General features: G+C 41.3%; 14 protein-coding genes and 1 tRNA gene. 6 read left to right on the top strand and 9 right to left on the bottom strand.

Annotated elements, in window-relative coordinates; translation table 11 throughout:
* Nucleotides 1-77: 77 nt before the first annotated feature.
* The 5 genes from HMPREF2697_RS05615 to pnp all read right to left on the bottom strand — a co-directional run bounded on the left by HMPREF2697_RS05615 (nt 78) and on the right by pnp (nt 5,902).
* Nucleotides 78-479 (bottom strand): Mini-ribonuclease 3, encoded by a 402-nt coding sequence (locus HMPREF2697_RS05615; protein ID WP_002886359.1) that lies wholly within the window; start codon nt 477-479, stop codon nt 78-80.
* A complete protein-coding gene (cysS, locus tag HMPREF2697_RS05610; RefSeq protein ID WP_070849936.1) occupies nt 472-1,815 on the bottom strand; it encodes a cysteine--tRNA ligase in 1,344 nt (447 codons plus the stop codon). Before cysS ends, HMPREF2697_RS05615 begins: the two co-directional genes overlap by 8 nt.
* A gap of 376 nt (nt 1,816-2,191) precedes the next feature.
* Nucleotides 2,192-2,812, bottom strand: a complete 621-nt coding sequence (gene cysE, locus HMPREF2697_RS05605) for a serine O-acetyltransferase (RefSeq protein ID WP_002886354.1) — start codon at nt 2,810-2,812, stop codon at nt 2,192-2,194.
* Between the two features lie 85 nt (nt 2,813-2,897).
* A complete protein-coding gene (locus HMPREF2697_RS05600; RefSeq protein ID WP_070849934.1) occupies nt 2,898-3,668 on the bottom strand; it encodes an SseB family protein in 771 nt (256 codons plus the stop codon).
* Nucleotides 3,665-5,902: a polyribonucleotide nucleotidyltransferase gene (pnp, locus tag HMPREF2697_RS05595; RefSeq protein WP_070849932.1), complete on the bottom strand. Its 2,238-nt coding sequence runs from the start codon at nt 5,900-5,902 to the stop codon at nt 3,665-3,667. The genes HMPREF2697_RS05600 and pnp overlap by 4 nt, the downstream gene beginning before the upstream one ends.
* Nucleotides 5,903-6,111: 209 nt before the next feature.
* Here pnp and pbp3 (HMPREF2697_RS05590) point away from each other — a divergent pair, with 209 nt between their 5' ends.
* Together pbp3 (HMPREF2697_RS05590) and pbp3 (HMPREF2697_RS05585) are read left to right on the top strand one after the other, a co-directional pair.
* Entirely contained in the window at nt 6,112-7,359 is a 1,248-nt protein-coding gene (gene pbp3, locus HMPREF2697_RS05590; protein WP_002886348.1) for a D-alanyl-D-alanine carboxypeptidase PBP3, read from the top strand.
* 144 nt (nt 7,360-7,503) lie between these two features.
* Nucleotides 7,504-8,760 (top strand): D-alanyl-D-alanine carboxypeptidase PBP3, encoded by a 1,257-nt coding sequence (gene pbp3, locus HMPREF2697_RS05585; RefSeq protein WP_045768740.1) that lies wholly within the window; start codon nt 7,504-7,506, stop codon nt 8,758-8,760.
* Nucleotides 8,761-8,888: 128 nt separating this feature from the next.
* On the opposite strand, the gene HMPREF2697_RS05580 is transcribed toward pbp3 (HMPREF2697_RS05585), so the two are convergent.
* Together HMPREF2697_RS05580 and HMPREF2697_RS05575 are read right to left on the bottom strand one after the other, a co-directional pair.
* Nucleotides 8,889-11,339, bottom strand: a complete 2,451-nt coding sequence (locus HMPREF2697_RS05580) for an ATP-dependent Clp protease ATP-binding subunit (protein WP_070849930.1) — start codon at nt 11,337-11,339, stop codon at nt 8,889-8,891.
* On the bottom strand, nt 11,340-11,795 hold the full coding sequence (locus HMPREF2697_RS05575; RefSeq protein WP_014633783.1) for a CtsR family transcriptional regulator: 456 nt from the start codon (nt 11,793-11,795) through the stop codon (nt 11,340-11,342).
* Nucleotides 11,796-12,112: 317 nt separating this feature from the next.
* On the opposite strand from HMPREF2697_RS05575, the gene HMPREF2697_RS05570 reads away from it, so the two are divergent.
* A complete protein-coding gene (locus HMPREF2697_RS05570) occupies nt 12,113-12,583 on the top strand; it encodes a COG2426 family protein (RefSeq protein WP_002886344.1) in 471 nt (156 codons plus the stop codon).
* 107 nt (nt 12,584-12,690) lie between these two features.
* Here HMPREF2697_RS05570 and tsf read toward each other — a convergent pair whose 3' ends face one another.
* Together tsf and rpsB are read right to left on the bottom strand one after the other, a co-directional pair.
* Nucleotides 12,691-13,731, bottom strand: coding sequence for a translation elongation factor Ts (tsf, locus tag HMPREF2697_RS05565; RefSeq protein ID WP_002886343.1), 1,041 nt, complete (start codon nt 13,729-13,731; stop codon nt 12,691-12,693).
* Between the two features lie 110 nt (nt 13,732-13,841).
* Entirely contained in the window at nt 13,842-14,609 is a 768-nt protein-coding gene (rpsB, locus tag HMPREF2697_RS05560; RefSeq protein ID WP_002886342.1) for a 30S ribosomal protein S2, read from the bottom strand.
* 272 nt (nt 14,610-14,881) lie between these two features.
* Between rpsB and ahpC the strand changes: the two genes are divergently transcribed.
* From ahpC to HMPREF2697_RS05545, 3 genes are all read left to right on the top strand, one after another.
* Nucleotides 14,882-15,442 (top strand): alkyl hydroperoxide reductase subunit C, encoded by a 561-nt coding sequence (gene ahpC / locus HMPREF2697_RS05555; protein ID WP_002886340.1) that lies wholly within the window; start codon nt 14,882-14,884, stop codon nt 15,440-15,442.
* A 16-nt stretch (nt 15,443-15,458) separates the two neighbouring features.
* A complete protein-coding gene (gene ahpF / locus HMPREF2697_RS05550) occupies nt 15,459-16,991 on the top strand; it encodes an alkyl hydroperoxide reductase subunit F (RefSeq protein ID WP_004182171.1) in 1,533 nt (510 codons plus the stop codon).
* A gap of 175 nt (nt 16,992-17,166) precedes the next feature.
* Nucleotides 17,167-17,237: transfer RNA gene (locus HMPREF2697_RS05545), tRNA-Cys, on the top strand.
* Nucleotides 17,238-17,316 lie beyond the last annotated feature (79 nt).

Genomic DNA, 17,316 nt, shown 5'->3' with positions numbered 1-17,316 from the left:
TCTAAATTTTGAAACTCTGGCTAACTGTTACAATTTTTATAGCCTTTAAACAAAAAATCCTGCTCTCGGCAGAATTTTTAGATTTCTTTTTCAACTTCGTCAATACACCAAGCAATCAGTTCCTCTAAGCGAGCGATATCCTCTGTCATATGAAGATAGCCCATGACTGCTTCGAAGCCTGTTGACATTTTATAAGTAATAACATCTGTATTTTTAGCCTTGGTATGGCTATTCGCATTACGACCTCGTTTATAGATGTCTAGCTCTTTTTCAGTCAAAAGCTCTTGCTCCAGCATTTTTTCAATGAGACTAGCCTGGGCCTTAGCTGAAACATAGCGTGTAGCTAGACGGTGCAGTTGGTTTGGCTTGGTCTGACCTTGAAAAATCAGGTGACGGCGAATGTACAAGGAATAGACAGCATCTCCCTCAAAAGCGAGAGCAATACCATTAATAAGGTTGACATCAAGATGTTTAGTCACGTGTCCACCTCACGCCCTCCTTGGTATCAAGAAGTTTGATACCTTGAGCAGCTAACTCATCACGAATGCGGTCTGCTGTCGCAAAGTCCTTGTTGGCACGCGCCGCTTGACGCTCTTCAATGAGTTTTTCGATATCTTCATCAAGGACTTCTTCTTCGAAAATAATACCGAAGACTTGGAGCATTTTTTCAAAAGCATCCTTAACGGTTTGATCATAATTGCCTGAATTAATCCATTTAGCCATGTCAAACAGAACAGTCACTCCGTTTGCCGTATTAAAATCATCATCCATAGCTTCTTGGAAGGCGTCAAGATAAGTTTGCAACTCAGCTTGATTCACCTGTTCTGTCAACGGAAGACTGTGGGTATTTTTCAAATACTTAAGATTGACTTCAGCATCATGGATAGCTTTTTCTGTAAAGTTAATTGGTTTACGATACTGTTGTGTTGCTAGGAAGAAGCGAAGCACTTGACCATCAACCGTTTGAAGCATATCATGAACGGTCACGAAGTTACCCAAGGATTTTGACATTTTTTCATTATCCACATTGACAAAACCATTATGCATCCAGTAGTTAGCAAAGGTCTTGCCAGTTTTGGCTTCGGATTGGGCAATTTCATTGGTATGGTGTGGAAACTCAAGGTCTGCCCCTCCACCATGAATATCGATAGTATCTCCAAGGATTTCAGTCGCCATAACAGAACATTCGATGTGCCAACCAGGACGACCAGGTCCCCATGGGCTATCCCAAAAAACTTCTCCCTCTTTAGCAGCTTTCCAAAGGGCAAAATCTAGAGGATTTTCCTTACGTTCTGTTTCAGCATCCGTACGTCCGCTTGCACCAATTTCAAGATCTTCCAAGGTCTTGTTAGCCAATTTAGCATAGTTGTTTGACTTAGCTACTCGGAAGTAAACATCACCTTCAGAGACATAGGCAAATCCTTTGTCAACCAAGGTTGACACGAATGCAATGATTTCATCCATGTAGTTAATAACACGTGGATTTTGTGTCGCTGGTTTGATGCCAAGTTGTCCGGTATCTTCCATAAAGGCCGCGATAAACTTGTCCGACAATTCCTTAGTTGAAATACCAGCTTCATTGGCTGCCTTGATGATCTTATCATCTACATCCGTAAAGTTGGAAATATAGTTGACTGTGTAGCCACAATACTCAAAATAACGACGAATAGTATCAAAAGCTACTGCTGAACGGGCATTTCCGATATGAATGTAATTGTAAACTGTTGGTCCGCAGACATACATATTGACAACATTTTCTGTCAAAGGTACAAAATCACGGAGCGAACGCGTCATCGTATCATAAATTTTAATCACTAGAGATTCCTTTCAATTAACTGGAAACTATTTTTTATCTTTGATATGGTTTAGGTACAAACACAAGAGTATAACGAGAATGATAATCCAAATAGCCGCATCTAGCTGACCTTGAGCTAAGAGAGACATAGCTGAAAGAAAACTCCCAACTATATAGAAGACCAAAAAAGGATTGTCCTTGAAGAATTTTTTCATTACTCAAATCTCACTTGTGTCGTTGCTTAAAAACAAGACCGGCCCATAACAGAGCAATGCAAAACCATAAGGCGGCCATACTATAGTCTGCTCTATGTAAAGCAATGTAAACAAGAGCAAGAGGACCCACAACCGTCAATCGAGTCACCTTTGAACTAAAGAGTTTCATCGTTTCCTTTCCTTATAGACGTGATGAATGAAAGCTAGCTGCTTTTAGAAGGTCTTCTAGCTTTTCGCTATAGTATTCACGACCTTCTTCAATATCGTGGATAACTTCTTCATCCTTTTGACCATGAACACGCACAACCTTAGCAGGAACACCAACGACTGTAACATCTTCTGGGACATCCGCAACAACCACAGCTGCCGCACCGACCTTAGCATTCTTTCCAATCTCAATAGGGCCTATGACCTGAGCATGAGCTGAAACCAAGGCACCCTCACGAACAGTTGGGTGACGTTTTCCCACATCTTTACCAGTACCACCTAAAGTGACACCGTGGTAAAGCATAGCACCCTTCTCCACAACAGCTGTCTCACCAATAACAAGGCCAGAGCCATGGTCAATGAAGACACCTTCAGCAATCTGAGCCCCTGGGTGAATCTCAATTTGAGTCCAAAAGCGCCAAAACTGACTATGCATACGCGCTAAGAGTCGACAATGGTGGCGCCAGAGAAAATGTGAGATACGATGAGCAGCCAAGGCTTTTAAGCCAGGGTAGGTTAAAAGAACCTCTAGACTCGTCCGAGCTGCCGGGTCATTTTTCTTTACTATATCAATACTTTCTTTCCACCAACCCATTTAGGTCACTCCTTACATCATTATTGTTATTATTGTTTGCTGTGGCCCTATTATTATTTAAAGTGGAAAGCTACCAACACTAGGTCTACTCGCTATCCCCTTCAAAATAAGACCAGTCGACTAACTCAGGCTGCTCATCAAACGGATTGATGACAATACCTTGAACCTTATCCAACTCATTTTCACCTGTTGAAGGCTGGTAAATTTCTGACAGTGGCCACTGTAAAATCGTCCCTTTAGCCTTACGGAAAGGTAGACCAAAAGTCTCGTTACCGTACCATTTTGCAAAGCTCGTTAAGTTCGTAAACACAGGCACATAACTTTGTCCCTCTGCATTCGACATGGTCGCAAAGAAACGGTCATCCTGGCCATCTTCCTCGCGTTTGTGAATGAAGGCTGGAACAAGATAAATCTTATCTTTAGGAGCTGCCTTTTGATTTTCCTCACCCAAAAGATTATTAAGGGTCTGAGTGAAATAGTTGATAAACTGGATGAGTTCACTGCTTGCAAAAAGAGTGGTATTCGAGAAATCACCATCCTCTTTTAAATTGAAAGCAAGACCAAAAAGCTCTGCCTGAACAAGTTGTGTTAAAACATCTAAGCTCGAACGTTCTACCCAAGTTTGTTCTCGAGCACTCTCTTGAGTAGCTTTGAAAGATTGTAGGTCCTGTTCATTGGTGAAGACAGGAACAACCTTCTTTCCTTCCACTTCAACTGCGTAGAGGTCTTGGGCAGCCAAGACGGGAGTACGTTGTAGGTGATTAACCAAAGCCAGACTAGTCAAAAAGTGGTCTGGTTCCTTTAAAAATTTTTTTAGAGTTTCATCAAAAGCTTGCAATTCTTGATTTTCTGTCATTCTTCTGTCTGTTCTTTCGTTTCTGATTTATCAGGATTTTTCGGTGTTTCACCACTTTCATTATGGTGGCGTGGTTTATGACGAGAACGACGGCGATGTCGCTGCTCTCCTCCATTTTCCCCTTCCTCAAATTTTTCAGGCTTAGGAAGCAAGGCCTTGATTGAGGCATCGATACGTCCTTTTTCATCGATTTTGATAATCTTAACAGTTACCGTACCCCCAACTTTAACCACATCTTCGACATGCTCAGTACGTTCCCAAGCTAGTTCTGAGATGTGGATGAGAGCATCTGTCTTATTGAAAAGGTGGACGAAGGCACCGAACTTTTCAATACGCACAACGGGTACAGTGTAAACTTCTCCAACCTTAGCTTCACGTACAAGATCAGAGATGATAGTTTTAGCACGGTTAATGGCATCCTGATCACTAGAGAAAATCTGAACAAGACCTTCTTCATCAATATCAATAGTGACACCAGTCTCAGCGATAATCTTGTCAATAGTTTCGCCACCTTTACCGATGACAACCTTGATCTTGTCAACAGGAATCTGAATACTGTCAATCTTAGGTGCTGTTGGTGCCAATTCTGGACGTGGCTCAGCGATTGCTGACTCAATAACATCAAGAATTTCAAAACGAGCTACCTTTGCCTGAACCAAAGCCTCTTCGAGAATGGCCGGTGTAATACCCGAAATCTTAATATCCATCTGAAGAGCTGTAATTCCTTGACGTGTACCAGCTACCTTAAAGTCCATATCTCCAAAATGATCTTCCAAACCTTGAATATCAGTTAGGACAGTGTAGTTAGTACCATCTGAGATAAGTCCCATGGCAATACCTGCAACAGGTGCCTTAATCGGTACACCACCAGCCATAAGCGCCAAGGTTCCTGCACAAATAGAAGCTTGTGATGAAGAACCATTTGACTCCAAGACTTCGGCTACCAAACGGATCGCATAAGGGAACTCTTCAACACTTGGGAGAACCTGAGCAAGGGCACGTTCACCCAAGGCTCCGTGACCAATTTCACGTCGACCTGGTGCACCATAACGCCCTGTCTCACCCACTGAATACTGAGGAAAATTATAGTGGTGAAGGAAACGTTTCTTATACTCTGGATCCAAACCATCAACAAGTTGTGTATCACTCATAGGTGCCAAAGTCAAAACTGACAAGGCTTGAGTTTGACCACGTGTAAAGAGACCTGAACCATGAACCTTAGGAAGAAAGTCAATCTCTGCGTCCAAAGGACGGATTTCATCCACACGACGGCCATCTGGACGAACCTTATCCTCGGTAATGAGACGGCGCACTTCAGCATGTTCCATCTGCTCAAGGATTTCTGCCACATCACGCAGAATGGTTTCCTTATCTTCATCTTCTGCAAAGCGTTCTTGATAAGAAGCGAGGACTTCTTCTTTTACAGCCTGAGTTGCTGCTTCACGCGCCAGTTTTTCTTCCACCTGAACAGCCTTAGCTAATTGATCATAATAAGCTGTTTCGATTTCGACTTTCAAATCAGCATCAACTTGTAGAAGTTCAACCTCAGCCTTTTCCTTACCAACAGCTGCAACGATATAATTTTGGAAATCAACCAACTCTTGAATAGCCTCATGTCCCTTCAAGAGTGCTTGCAACATAATATCCTCAGACAATTCCTGGGCACCTGACTCTACCATATTGATAGCTTCCTTGGTACCTGCCACTGTCAAATCTAAAAGTGAAACTTCCTTATCCGCTGCACTTGGGTTGATGATGAAATCTTCTGCAGCATAGGCCACTTGAACCCCAGCAATCGGACCATTGAAAGGAATATCAGAGATAGAAAGAGCTAAAGAACTCCCAAACATAGCCGCCATCGGAGCACTAGCATTCTCATCATAAGAGAGGACGGTGTTAATGACTTGAACTTCGTTACGAAAGCCCTCCGCAAACATAGGACGAATAGGACGGTCGATGAGGCGAGCAGTCAAAGTGGCATCTGTTGAAGGACGACCCTCACGCTTATTAAAGCCACCCGGGAACTTACCAGCTGCATACATTTTTTCCTCATAATTAACCTGTAAAGGAAAGAAATCTGCAGTTGCCATCTTTTTAGACATAACAGCTGTTGATAATACAGTTGTATCTCCATAACGCACGACGACAGCACCATTAGCCTGCTTGGCTACCTGCCCAACTTCAACGACAAGCGGGCGTCCTGCAAAGGTCATCTCAAAAGTTTGTTTAGCCATGTTTGATCCCTCTTTTTATCCATGACCAGCCCTTAAAAAAACGAACCGGTCAACTTTATGTCATTCATTTGATATAACTTTCATTTTACCATAATATAGTCAAAAATGGCAGAGCTCCGGCATAAGTTAGCGCCCAAGTCTCCCTTTCTCTCAGATATTTAAGTCGTTTTGTGATATAATAAACACTTATGAGAGACAAAGGAATGACTATGAAAAAATTACAACACATCATTATGATTGCCTTAATCTTACTAGGCCTAGTAACACCTGCTCTAGCACAAGAACAGACAGATAACTTCAATGTTTCTGCTAAACATGCGATTGCTATCGAAGCAACTACTGGGAAAGTCCTCTATGAAAAGGACGCCACTACTCCTGATGGTGTGGCTTCAATGACTAAAATCCTAACAGCCTACATGGTCTATAAAGCAGTTGACCAAGGAAAAATTACCTGGGACACTGAAGTAGATATTTCAGACTATCCTTTCAACTTAACCGTTGATTCAGAAGTTTCAAATGTCCCACTAGATTCCCGAAAATACACTGTTAAACAGCTCCTGGATGCCACCCTCATTTCCAGCGCTAACAGTGCTGCTATTGCTCTAGCTGAAAAAATCTCAGGATCAGAGAGTGCCTTTGTTGACACTATGACAGCCCAACTTAAAGAATGGGGCATTACAGATGCTAAATTATTTAACGCTTCTGGCCTAAACAATAAATACCTTGGGGATAACCGCTATCCTGGCTCTAAAGCAGATGACGAAAATACTATGAGCGCTCTAGATGTTGCCATTATTGCAGACCACCTCATCAAAGACTATCCTCAGGTACTTGAAATCACCAAGCAAACCGAAACTGATTTCGAAGGTGACAACAAATTAACGACGCACAACTACATGTTGGAGGGGCAAGACAACTACCGTGAAGGCGTTGATGGACTCAAGACTGGAACAACTGAACTTGCAGGGGCATCCTTTGTAGCCCACGCCAATGAAAATGGCATGAGTTTAATTACCGTTGTTATGAATGCGGACAATGGCGGAGAAGATGAAGCAGCCAGATTCACGGCCACAAATGAGTTGCTAGATTATGTGACTCAAAACTGGAAAATCAAAACCCTCAACACCAAGGGACAAATCGTCAAGAAAAATGATATTAAGGTAGCCGATGGAGACAGTCAAACCATCTCTGCTAAACTCGAGTCAGACCTTACAGTCGTTCAAAAAATAAACAGCAAAAATGATGCTGTTAAAATCAAAGCAAAAACTATAACAGCCCCTATCAAAAAAGGTGACACTATTGGAACAGCGACCTTTGATGATAAGGATCTCGTTGGAACAGGTTACATCTCTGATCCACCTCAAATTTCTGTAACAGCTAACCAATCTATCAAGAAAAGTTTCTTCTTAAAAGTTTGGTGGAACCATATCGTTAATTTCTTTACAGGAAACAAGTAAACACAAAACTACCTTTTAGATATCAAAAGGTAGTTTTATCTTGCTTTAAAAATTATTCTTGTAAGTAAAAGCTCCTTCTCAACACCTTAAGTTCCTCTCAAAATGTGGTATAATAAATATCCAAAACACATGAAGGAACAAACCATGAAAAAACTGATTACGCTTATGATGACCTTCTTACTCTGTCTGGGTAGCGTAGCCCCTGCTTTTGCAACAGATAAGAAAAAAGGATATAATGCCGCAGCCAAACATGCCATCGCTGTCGAAGCTAATACTGGCAAAATTTTATACGAAAAAGATGCAACCACCTCTACGGGGATTGGCTCTATTACCAAGCTTCTAACAGCCTATATGGTTTATAAAGCGGTAGATCAGGGAGACCTCAAGTGGAACAGCAAAGTTGACATTTCTGACTACCCCTTTGAACTAACTGTCAGTACCGGAGTATCTAATATTCCACTAGACGCCCGCAAATACACTGTCAAACAACTTCTTGACGCAACTCTTATTTCCAGTGCCAACAGTGCATCTATTGCTCTAGCCGAGGAAATCGGAGGAACCGAAAGTAAGTTTGTCGACATGATGAAAGCCCAACTTAAAGATTGGGGTATCACTGATGCCAAGATTGTCAATGCCTCTGGTCTCAATAATTCTTACTTAGGTGACAATATCTATCCAGGCTCTAAATCAGACGAAGAAAATACCATGAGTGCTAAAGATGTTGCTATCATTGCACAACACGTAGTGAAAGAATATCCTGAAATTCTCGATATCACTAAAAAAACTGAAGCTGATTTTGATGGTGTCAACAAACTCAAAACCTTCAACTATATGCTCAAGGGACAACCTAGTTACCGTAAAGGAGTGGATGGCCTAAAAACAGGGACCACTGATTTAGCCGGTGCTTCCTTCGTGGCCCACTCAAATGAAAGTGGCATGAGCATTATCACAGTCATTTTGAATGCTGATAATACCGATACTGATGACTACGCCCGTTTCACTGCAACCAATGACCTACTTAATTACGTAGTCTATCATTGGGAAAGCAAGACCATTGCCAAAAAAGGACAAGCCATCGGTAAAAGCCAAGCCCCTGTCCTTGATGGGAAATCTAAGCAAGTCACTGCTGTTGCTAAGTCTGACTTTAATATCATCCAAAAAATAGATGCTAACAATAGTAAACATATTAAAGTTACTACAAATCAAGTCCAAGCCCCTGTCAACTCAAGTGACAAGGTTGGAACTGCTACCTTTGAAGATAAGTCACTTGTAGGAGAAGGTTACTTGCCTAACCAAGGTATGCCTAGCATGGAACTGGTTGCTGGTAAAGAAGTTAAGAAAAGCTTCTTCCTCAAGGTCTGGTGGAATCACTTTGTCAACTTTGTCAACGAAAAACTCTAATTATTACAGTCGAGCTTTGCTCGGCTTTTTCTTTTACCCCATCTTTACAGAAAGATTGACTCTATCTTGACTCCTATTGACACAAAAAAAGACAGACTACACCTGTAATCTGTCTATTTGTTTGATTTTTACACTACTGTAAAGGTTAATTTATCTTTCGAGCAGCCGATTTTAAGAGTTTGTCCACTAACTACTTGACCACCTAGTAAGAGCTCAGATAACTTGTCCTCCACTTGAGTTTGAATCGTGCGACGTAATGGACGAGCACCCATCTCAACATCATAGCCATCTTTAGCTAAATGCTTGAGAGCAGCTGGTTGGAATTTCAAGTCAATCCCTTTTTCAGCCAAAGCTGATACCAACGGTTTCATCATAATCTTGACAATCTCACGAAGTTGCTCTTCCTCTAGACTATGGAAGACAACCTTCTCATCAATACGGTTGATAAACTCTGGACGGTAGGCCTTCTTAAGTTCTTCCATGATACGTGACTGCATTGCTTGGTGATTATGAGAAATGTCTTGGGCACCAAATCCAATAGTCTTATCATCACGAAGAGCAGTCGCTCCCAAGTTCGAAGTCATAATGATAATGGTATTTGAGAAATCGACTTTACGACCTCGACTATCCGTCAAGACACCATCATCCAAAACCTGTAAGAGGATGTTGAAAATATCTGGGTGAGCCTTTTCCACCTCGTCAAAGAGGAGAACTGAGTAAGGCTTATTGCGAACTTTCTCTGTTAATTCACCACCCTCATCATATCCAACATAACCTGGAGGAGCACCATTAAGGCGGCTAGCCGCAAATTTTTCCATGTATTCTGACATGTCAAAGCGAAGCAAAGCTGACTCATCATCAAAGAGAACTTCCGCCAAAGCCTTGGCCAACTCTGTCTTACCAACACCAGTAGGTCCAAGGAACATGAAGGAACCAATCGGACGTTTTCCAGTACGAATACCTGACTGGTTACGACGAATAGCACGACTAATCGCTGAAACTGCTTCGTCTTGACCAATAACACGTTTATGAAGCTCTGCTTCCAGATTCAAGTAACGCTTGCTATCTGCCTGAGTCATCTTCTCAACAGGAATACCTGATAGACGACTAAGGGTTTGCATAATCTGATCTGCATCTACCAAGGCAGGTTCTGGTAATTTTGCTTTTTGGCTAGCTTTATATTGTTTAACAGCAGCCTTCATATCACCAGATAGAAGCGCTTCATCCAAAGGCGTTATCTCACGTTTGGCTTCTTTTTTGATACGACCTTGAACAGTTGCACTCGCTTCATCTAAAAGATCAATGGCAGAGTCAGGCAAGTTTTTACTCGTCAAATAACGGTGGGCTGCCTTGACTGCTGTCTCAACCGCCTCATCAGTAATCGTTACACGATGATAGTCTTCATAAGACGAACGTAGGCCTTTTAGAATATCAATCGCCTCAGGTACACTTGGCTCCTCAATTGTAATCTTAGCAAAACGGCGAGAAAGAGCTGCATCTTTCTCAATATGCTTCTGGTACTCAGCTTGAGTAGTTGCTCCAACCATATGAAGAGTTCCACGTGCTAGAGCGGGTTTCAAAATATTCGCCGCATCTAAGGTGCTATCAATACCTGAACCAGAACCAATAATCGTATGCAATTCGTCAATAAAAAGAATGATTTTTCCATCAGCTTCAATCTCATCAATGATCTGATTCATACGTTCTTCGAAATCGCCACGGAAACGTGTTCCTGCAACCACACTCATCATATCAAGCTCTAAGATACGCATATCAGCCAACTCAAAAGGTACTTCGCCTGAAGCAATACGCTGTGCTAAGCCAAGCGCAAGTGCCGTCTTACCAACACCTGCTTCACCCACAAGAACTGGGTTATTCTTCGTTTTACGACTCAAAACCTGAATCATGCGTGAAATTTCTTTCTCACGTCCAATAACAGGATCAAGAGCACCTGACTCGGCTACTGCCGTTAAGTCCTTGGTATAATCTGACAGTTCCCCAGTAGAAGATTGAGGAGGCTGCATCATATTAGCAAAATTTCCTGATGCCTTTGATTTTTTAGGCTTACGAAGGTCATGAATGGCCTTCAAATCTTGCTTACTAAGACCTGCGTAACGCTCCAAAGAACGTCGTAAATCGATAATACGAGGCTTATCGCTGTCATCCTTATATTGAAAACCAGCAACTTCAAGGAGACGACAAACCATCAAATCCTTATGAAGAAGGAAGGCCATCAATACATGTTCAGACCCTACCTCTACAGCACCAGTCACACTAGCAATTCCCTCTGCCTCTTGCAACATAACCTCTAAAGCATGTGACTGTGCACGTAAATCGATAATATCGGATTCAGACAAGTCTTTTGGACTTTTCTCCATCGCTAGTACAGCGGCTGTCTCAATCTCTTCCGCACGAATACGGTCCTCAAAATCAGTAAATGTTAGGTAGGCTACAGATCCTGGAACCTCAACCATAGCCAGAAGCACATGCCAAGTCTCCAAGAAAGGACTTCCAAAACGCTCTGCCTCAAGCTGAGCACGATGGAAAATGGCCTGCATTTTTCTTGAATATGTCGTCATCTAATTTCCTTTTCTATCCAATCTAAGTAATAGCGAGCGTAGAATACGCGAACGAATAGCAGCCGCATCTTCGCCTAAAACATCATCACTAGCAGTTGCTAAAATCAAATTTCCCTCACGTTCAGTGATGATTTTTTCATCAAAAAGCAACTGAATCAAGTCTGTAAATACCTGCTCGCTGAGCTGATCTGCCAAGTTCTGAAGCAAATCATTAATCATGTGGTGCTTGTCGGAGAATCTGACCTTGACGATACGAATATAACCGCCACCTCCACGTTTACTCTCAACAATATAACCACGACTTTCTGTAAAACGAGTCTTAATAACATAGTTAATCTGACTCGGTACAACTTGAAAAGTATCTGCTAAGTTCGAGCGTTGAATCTCAGCAATTCCAGACTGGCCCAGCAATTCTTTAATATATTCTTCTATACTATCTGATGTATTTCTTGCCATCTTAATTCCTCCAGTCTAATTTGACTATAACTGACTATTATTATACCAAAAATGTCAGCTCATGGGAAACTATACCTTCAAAAAGCTTTTTAAAGTTGTCATTAGAGACCATATAAGATACAATAAATAAGACTGGAATATTAGGTAACTTAAGGTGTTTGATTCAAATTTTCTATCCACTTTAACAGGCTGAAACCCACCTAATCCAACAAGTACTTTTTAGCACTTTCGCAGTAGTACTAGTCTTATCACTCTTGATAAAGCTCATCTCACTTTGAGTCTTATCTCTTATTTTATTTCCCTATGAAAGGTTACTCATGAAATACATCATTGCACTCTTAATCTCTATGATTCCTTTAGTTGAGCTCCGTGGAGCCGTACCTGTCGCTATCGCCTCAGGTATTCCTTGGTGGCAAGCCCTAATTCTTTGTGTCATTGGGAACATGATTCCAGTTCCAATTATCTTTTTCTTCGCCCGCCGTGTTCTCGAATGGGGGGCAGACAAACCTCTAATTGGTGGCTTCTTTACCTGGTGTCTTAAAAAAGGTCACAGTGGGGGCCAAAAACTTGAAAAAGCTGCCGGAGATAAGGGAATCTTCTGGGCCCTTCTACTTTTTGTGGGAATTCCGCTTCCAGGAACAGGAGCTTGGACTGGTACCTTAGCAGCATCTATCCTAGATTGGGACTTTAAACGTAGTGTTATTGCTGTTATGCTTGGGGTTATCCTTGCAGGTATCATCATGGGAACACTCTCTCTTCTACTTGGTGTAAATACCTTCGCTCATTAATTAGTTTTTCAACGTCTGGGGCATGCTCAGACGTTTTTTTAATAGCAACAAAAAAGAAGCTACGATTCATTCACGTAACTTCTTTTCTTTTTATCTAGCAACTAGAATTAGTTGTTAAGAGCTGCTGCCATTGTAGCTGCAACTTCTGATTCAAAGTCGTTAGATGCTTTTTCGATACCTTCACCAACTTCAAAGCGAACGAATTCTACTACTGAAGCGTTTACTGATTCAAGGTAAGCTTCAACTGTTTTGCTGTCGTCCATGATGTAAACTTGAGCAAGAAGTGTGTATGCTTGGTCAACTTTAGTGTTGTCAAGCAAGAAGCGGTCCATTTTACCTGGGATGATTTTATCCCAGATTTTTTCTGGTTTACCTTCAGCAGCCAACTCAGCTTTGATATCTTCTTCAGCTTGAGCAAGAACAGCATCAGTCAATTGAGCTTTAGAACCATATTTAAGGTGTGGAAGAGCTGGTTTGTTAACCATAGCGCGGCTTTCGTTATCTTGATCGATAGCGTGGTTAAGTTGTGCCAATTCATCTTTAACAAATTGTTCGTCCAATTCAGTGTATGAAAGAACAGTTGGTTTCATCGCTGCAATGTGCATTGAGATTTGTTTTGCAAGAGCGTCATCTCCACCTTCGATAACTGAAACAACACCGATACGTCCACCGTTGTGTTGGTAAGCTCCGAAGTGTTGCGCATCAGTTTTCTCAACAACTGCAAAACGACGGAATGAAATCTTTTCACCGATAGTAGCTGTAGCAGTTACGTATGCAGCTTCAAGAGTTTCACCTGAAGGCATAGTCAATGCAAGTGCTTCTTCGTTGTTAGCTGGTTTACCTTCAGCAATTACTTTAGCTGTTTCGTTTACCAACTCAACGAATTGAGCGTTCTTCGCAACGAAGTCAGTTTCAGCATTAACTTCAACAACTGCTGCAACGTTACCGTTAACGTAAACACCAGTCAAACCTTCAGCTGCAACACGGTCAGCTTTCTTAGCTGCTTTAGCCATACCTTTTTCGCGAAGCAATTCGATCGCTTTTTCGATATCACCTTCAACTTCAACCAATGCTTTTTTAGCGTCCATGACACCAGCACCAGATTTTTCACGCAATTCTTTAACAAGTTTAGCTGTAATTTCTGCCATTTTGTTTTTCTCCAAATTTATTTTATCAAACTAAGGGGCAGGGCTGAGCCCCGCCCCTTAGGTGTTTGTCGTATCTTTAGTGGGCATCGAGCCCAAACCAATCTTAAAGATTAGTTGTTGTCACCTTCGACAACTTCAACGATTTCTTCGATTGAATCAGCTGCAGCTGCTTCTTGGAAATCTGCAGAAGCATCTTCACCTTGGTTACCTTCGATGATAGCATCAGCCATTTTTGAAGTGATCAATTTAACGGCACGGATAGCGTCATCGTTAGCTGGGATGATTACATCGATCTCATCTGGATCAGCGTTTGTATCAACCATCGCTACAACTGGGATACCAAGTTTTTTAGCTTCTTTAACAGCGATTTGTTCTTTGTGTGGGTCAACGATGTAGATTACATCTGGAATGCGAGGCATATCTTCGATACCACCCAAGAATTTTTCAAGACGTGCACGTTGTTTGTTAAGAAGTGCAACTTCTTTCTTAGGAAGAACTTCGAAAGTTCCATCAGCTTCCATTTGTTTGATTTCTTTCAAACGAGCGATACGTTTTTGGATAGTATCCCAGTTTGTAAGAGTACCACCCAACCAACGGTGGTTGATGTAGTATTGACCAGCACGAGTTGCTTCTTCAGCTACTGCTTCAGCTGCTTGTTTTTTAGTACCAACGAACAAGATTACTGCATCGTTAGCTGCTGCTTCACGAACAAATTCGTAAGCTGTATCAGCCATTTTTACAGTTTGTTGCAAGTCGATAACGTGGATTCCGTTACGTTCTGTGAAGATGTACTTAGCCATCTTAGGATTCCAGCGACGAGTTTGGTGACCGAAGTGAACACCAGCCTCAAGAAGTTGTTTCATTGAAATTACTGCCATGAGTATTTCTCCTTAAAAATTGTTTTTTCCTCTTCTAAGCTTTAGACTTGCAGTCCCACCCTGCGGCAACAAGACCACAATCGGCTTAGAATGAGTATTTGTCACTTTACGCAACTATAGTAGTTTATCAAAAAAAGTGACATTTGACAAGCTCTAAAATCAGGCTAACCATTAGAAAAAAATTACCCGCATTAAAATTGCAATCGTTTTCTTTGAGGTTGATAAGTATTTTGTTTATAATTAGGCTATCAAAAATAGAGGAGGACATTATTTTGTCATTAGTCGGAAAAGAAATTATTGAATTTTCAGCACAAGCTTACCACAACGGGGAATTCATTACTGTTACAGATGAAGATGTTAAAGGAAAATGGGCTGTTTTCTGCTTCTACCCTGCAGATTTTTCATTTGTCTGCCCAACTGAACTCGGTGACCTTCAAGAACAATATGAAGCTCTTAAATCTCTTGGTGTAGAGGTTTACTCGGTCTCTACTGACACTCACTTTGTTCACAAAGCTTGGCATGATGACTCAGATGTTGTTGGAACTATTACTTACCCTATGATTGGAGATCCTTCACACCACATCTCACAAGGCTTTGATGTTCTTGGAGAAGATGGCCTCGCACAACGTGGTACATTTATCATTGATCCAGATGGCGTTATCCAAATGATGGAAATTAACGCTGATGGTATTGGACGTGATGCAAGCACTCTTATTGATAAAGTTCGTGCTGCTCAATATATTCGTCAACATCCAGGTGAAGTTTGTCCAGCCAAATGGAAAGAAGGAGCTGAAACACTTACTCCTAGCTTAGATCTTGTAGGTAAAATTTAACAACCAGGGGGTATCCATGGTCTTAGATAAAGAAATCAAGACGCAATTAGCACAATATTTAAATTTACTAGAATCTGATATTGTATTACAAACAGATTTAGGGGATGATGATAATTCTCGAAAAGTGAAGGAATTTCTTGACGAGATTGCCGCTATGTCTGACCGCATTAGTCTTGAATCAACACATTTAAAACGTCAACCTAGTTTTGGTATTGCACAAAAAGGGCAAAAAAGTCGTGTTATTTTCTCAGGCTTACCAATGGGCCACGAATTCACATCTTTCATTTTAGCTCTCTTGCAAGTTTCTGGTCGTCCACCAAAAGTTGATGAGGACACTATCGAACGTATCAAGAAGATTGATAAACCCATCGACTTAGAGACTTATGTTTCATTAACTTGTCACAATTGTCCAGACGTTGTTCAAGCCTTTAATATAATGGCTGTTTTGAACCCAAATATCACTCACACCATGATTGAAGGTGGTATGTATCAGGATGAGGTCAAAGCCAAAGGTATCATGTCTGTTCCTACGGTTTACAAAGACCAAGAAGAATTTACATCTGGTCGTGCAACCATTGAACAGCTTGTTGAAAAATTGGACGGACCACTTGATGCTGATGCTTTCGCTGATAAAGGTGTCTATGATGTTTTGGTTATTGGTGGTGGTCCTGCTGGAAACAGTGCGGCCATTTATGCTGCCCGTAAAGGTTTAAAAACTGGTCTTTTAGCAGAAACCTTTGGTGGACAAGTTATCGAGACAGTCGGCATTGAGAACATGATTGGTACGCTATATACAGAAGGTCCTAAGTTAATGGCCCAAGTTGAGGAGCATACGAAATCTTATGATGTTGATATCATCAAAAGTCAATTAGCTACTGGCATCGAAAAGAAAGAACTTATTGAAGTGACACTGGCTAACGGTGCCGTTTTAAAATCCAAAACTGCTATCCTAGCTCTCGGAGCCAAATGGCGTAATATCAACGTTCCTGGCGAGGAAGAATTCCGCAATAAAGGGGTTACTTACTGCCCACACTGTGATGGTCCTCTATTTGAAGGAAAGAATGTTGCAGTTATCGGTGGTGGTAACTCAGGTTTGGAAGCGGCTTTAGATTTAGCAGGCATTACTAAACATGTTACGGTCTTAGAGTTCTTACCTGAATTAAAGGCAGATCAAGTCTTACAAGAACGAGCTGCTAAAACTGATAATCTAACCATTCTTAAGAACGTTGCAACCAAAGAAATTGTTGGTCAAGATCATGTAACTGGTTTGAATTACGTTGAGCGTGATACAAACGCAGAAAAACATCTTGATCTTGAAGGTGTCTTTGTTCAAATTGGTCTTGTACCAAGTACTGCTTGGCTCAAAGATAGTGGCATTGAACTCAATGAGCGCCAAGAAATTATCGTTGATAAATTTGGTTCAACAAATATCCCTGGTATTTTTGCTGCAGGTGACTGTACAGATAGCGCCTACAAGCAAATCATTATCTCCATGGGGTCTGGTGCTACAGCTGCTATTGGAGCCTTTGATTACTTGATTAGACAATAATCAACACTAACATGTTAGTAATCAATCTACAACAGTTATAATTAATATGAAGAGGTTGAATGTCTTTCAACCTCTTTATGTTTCTTGTAAATAGGCAGTTTGAATAATCAACCAGTCAATTTGATGAAAGAGACTTGACGAATCTTTTTTTTTTCGATAGAATGGTATTTGTTATGGCGGTATAGCCAAGTGGTAAGGCACGGCTCTGCAAAAGCTTGATCGTCGGTTCAAATCCGTCTACCGCCTTCATAATACGAAGACACCTTAGGGTGTCTTTTTTTCATTATTGCATCTTGAATATACAATATAAGTGCACAATAAAAAC

It is taken from the genome of Streptococcus sp. HMSC064D12 (assembly GCF_001837205.1).
GTDB lineage: Bacteria > Bacillota > Bacilli > Lactobacillales > Streptococcaceae > Streptococcus > Streptococcus salivarius_D.
This window is presented reverse-complemented; position numbering and strand designations above follow the sequence as displayed.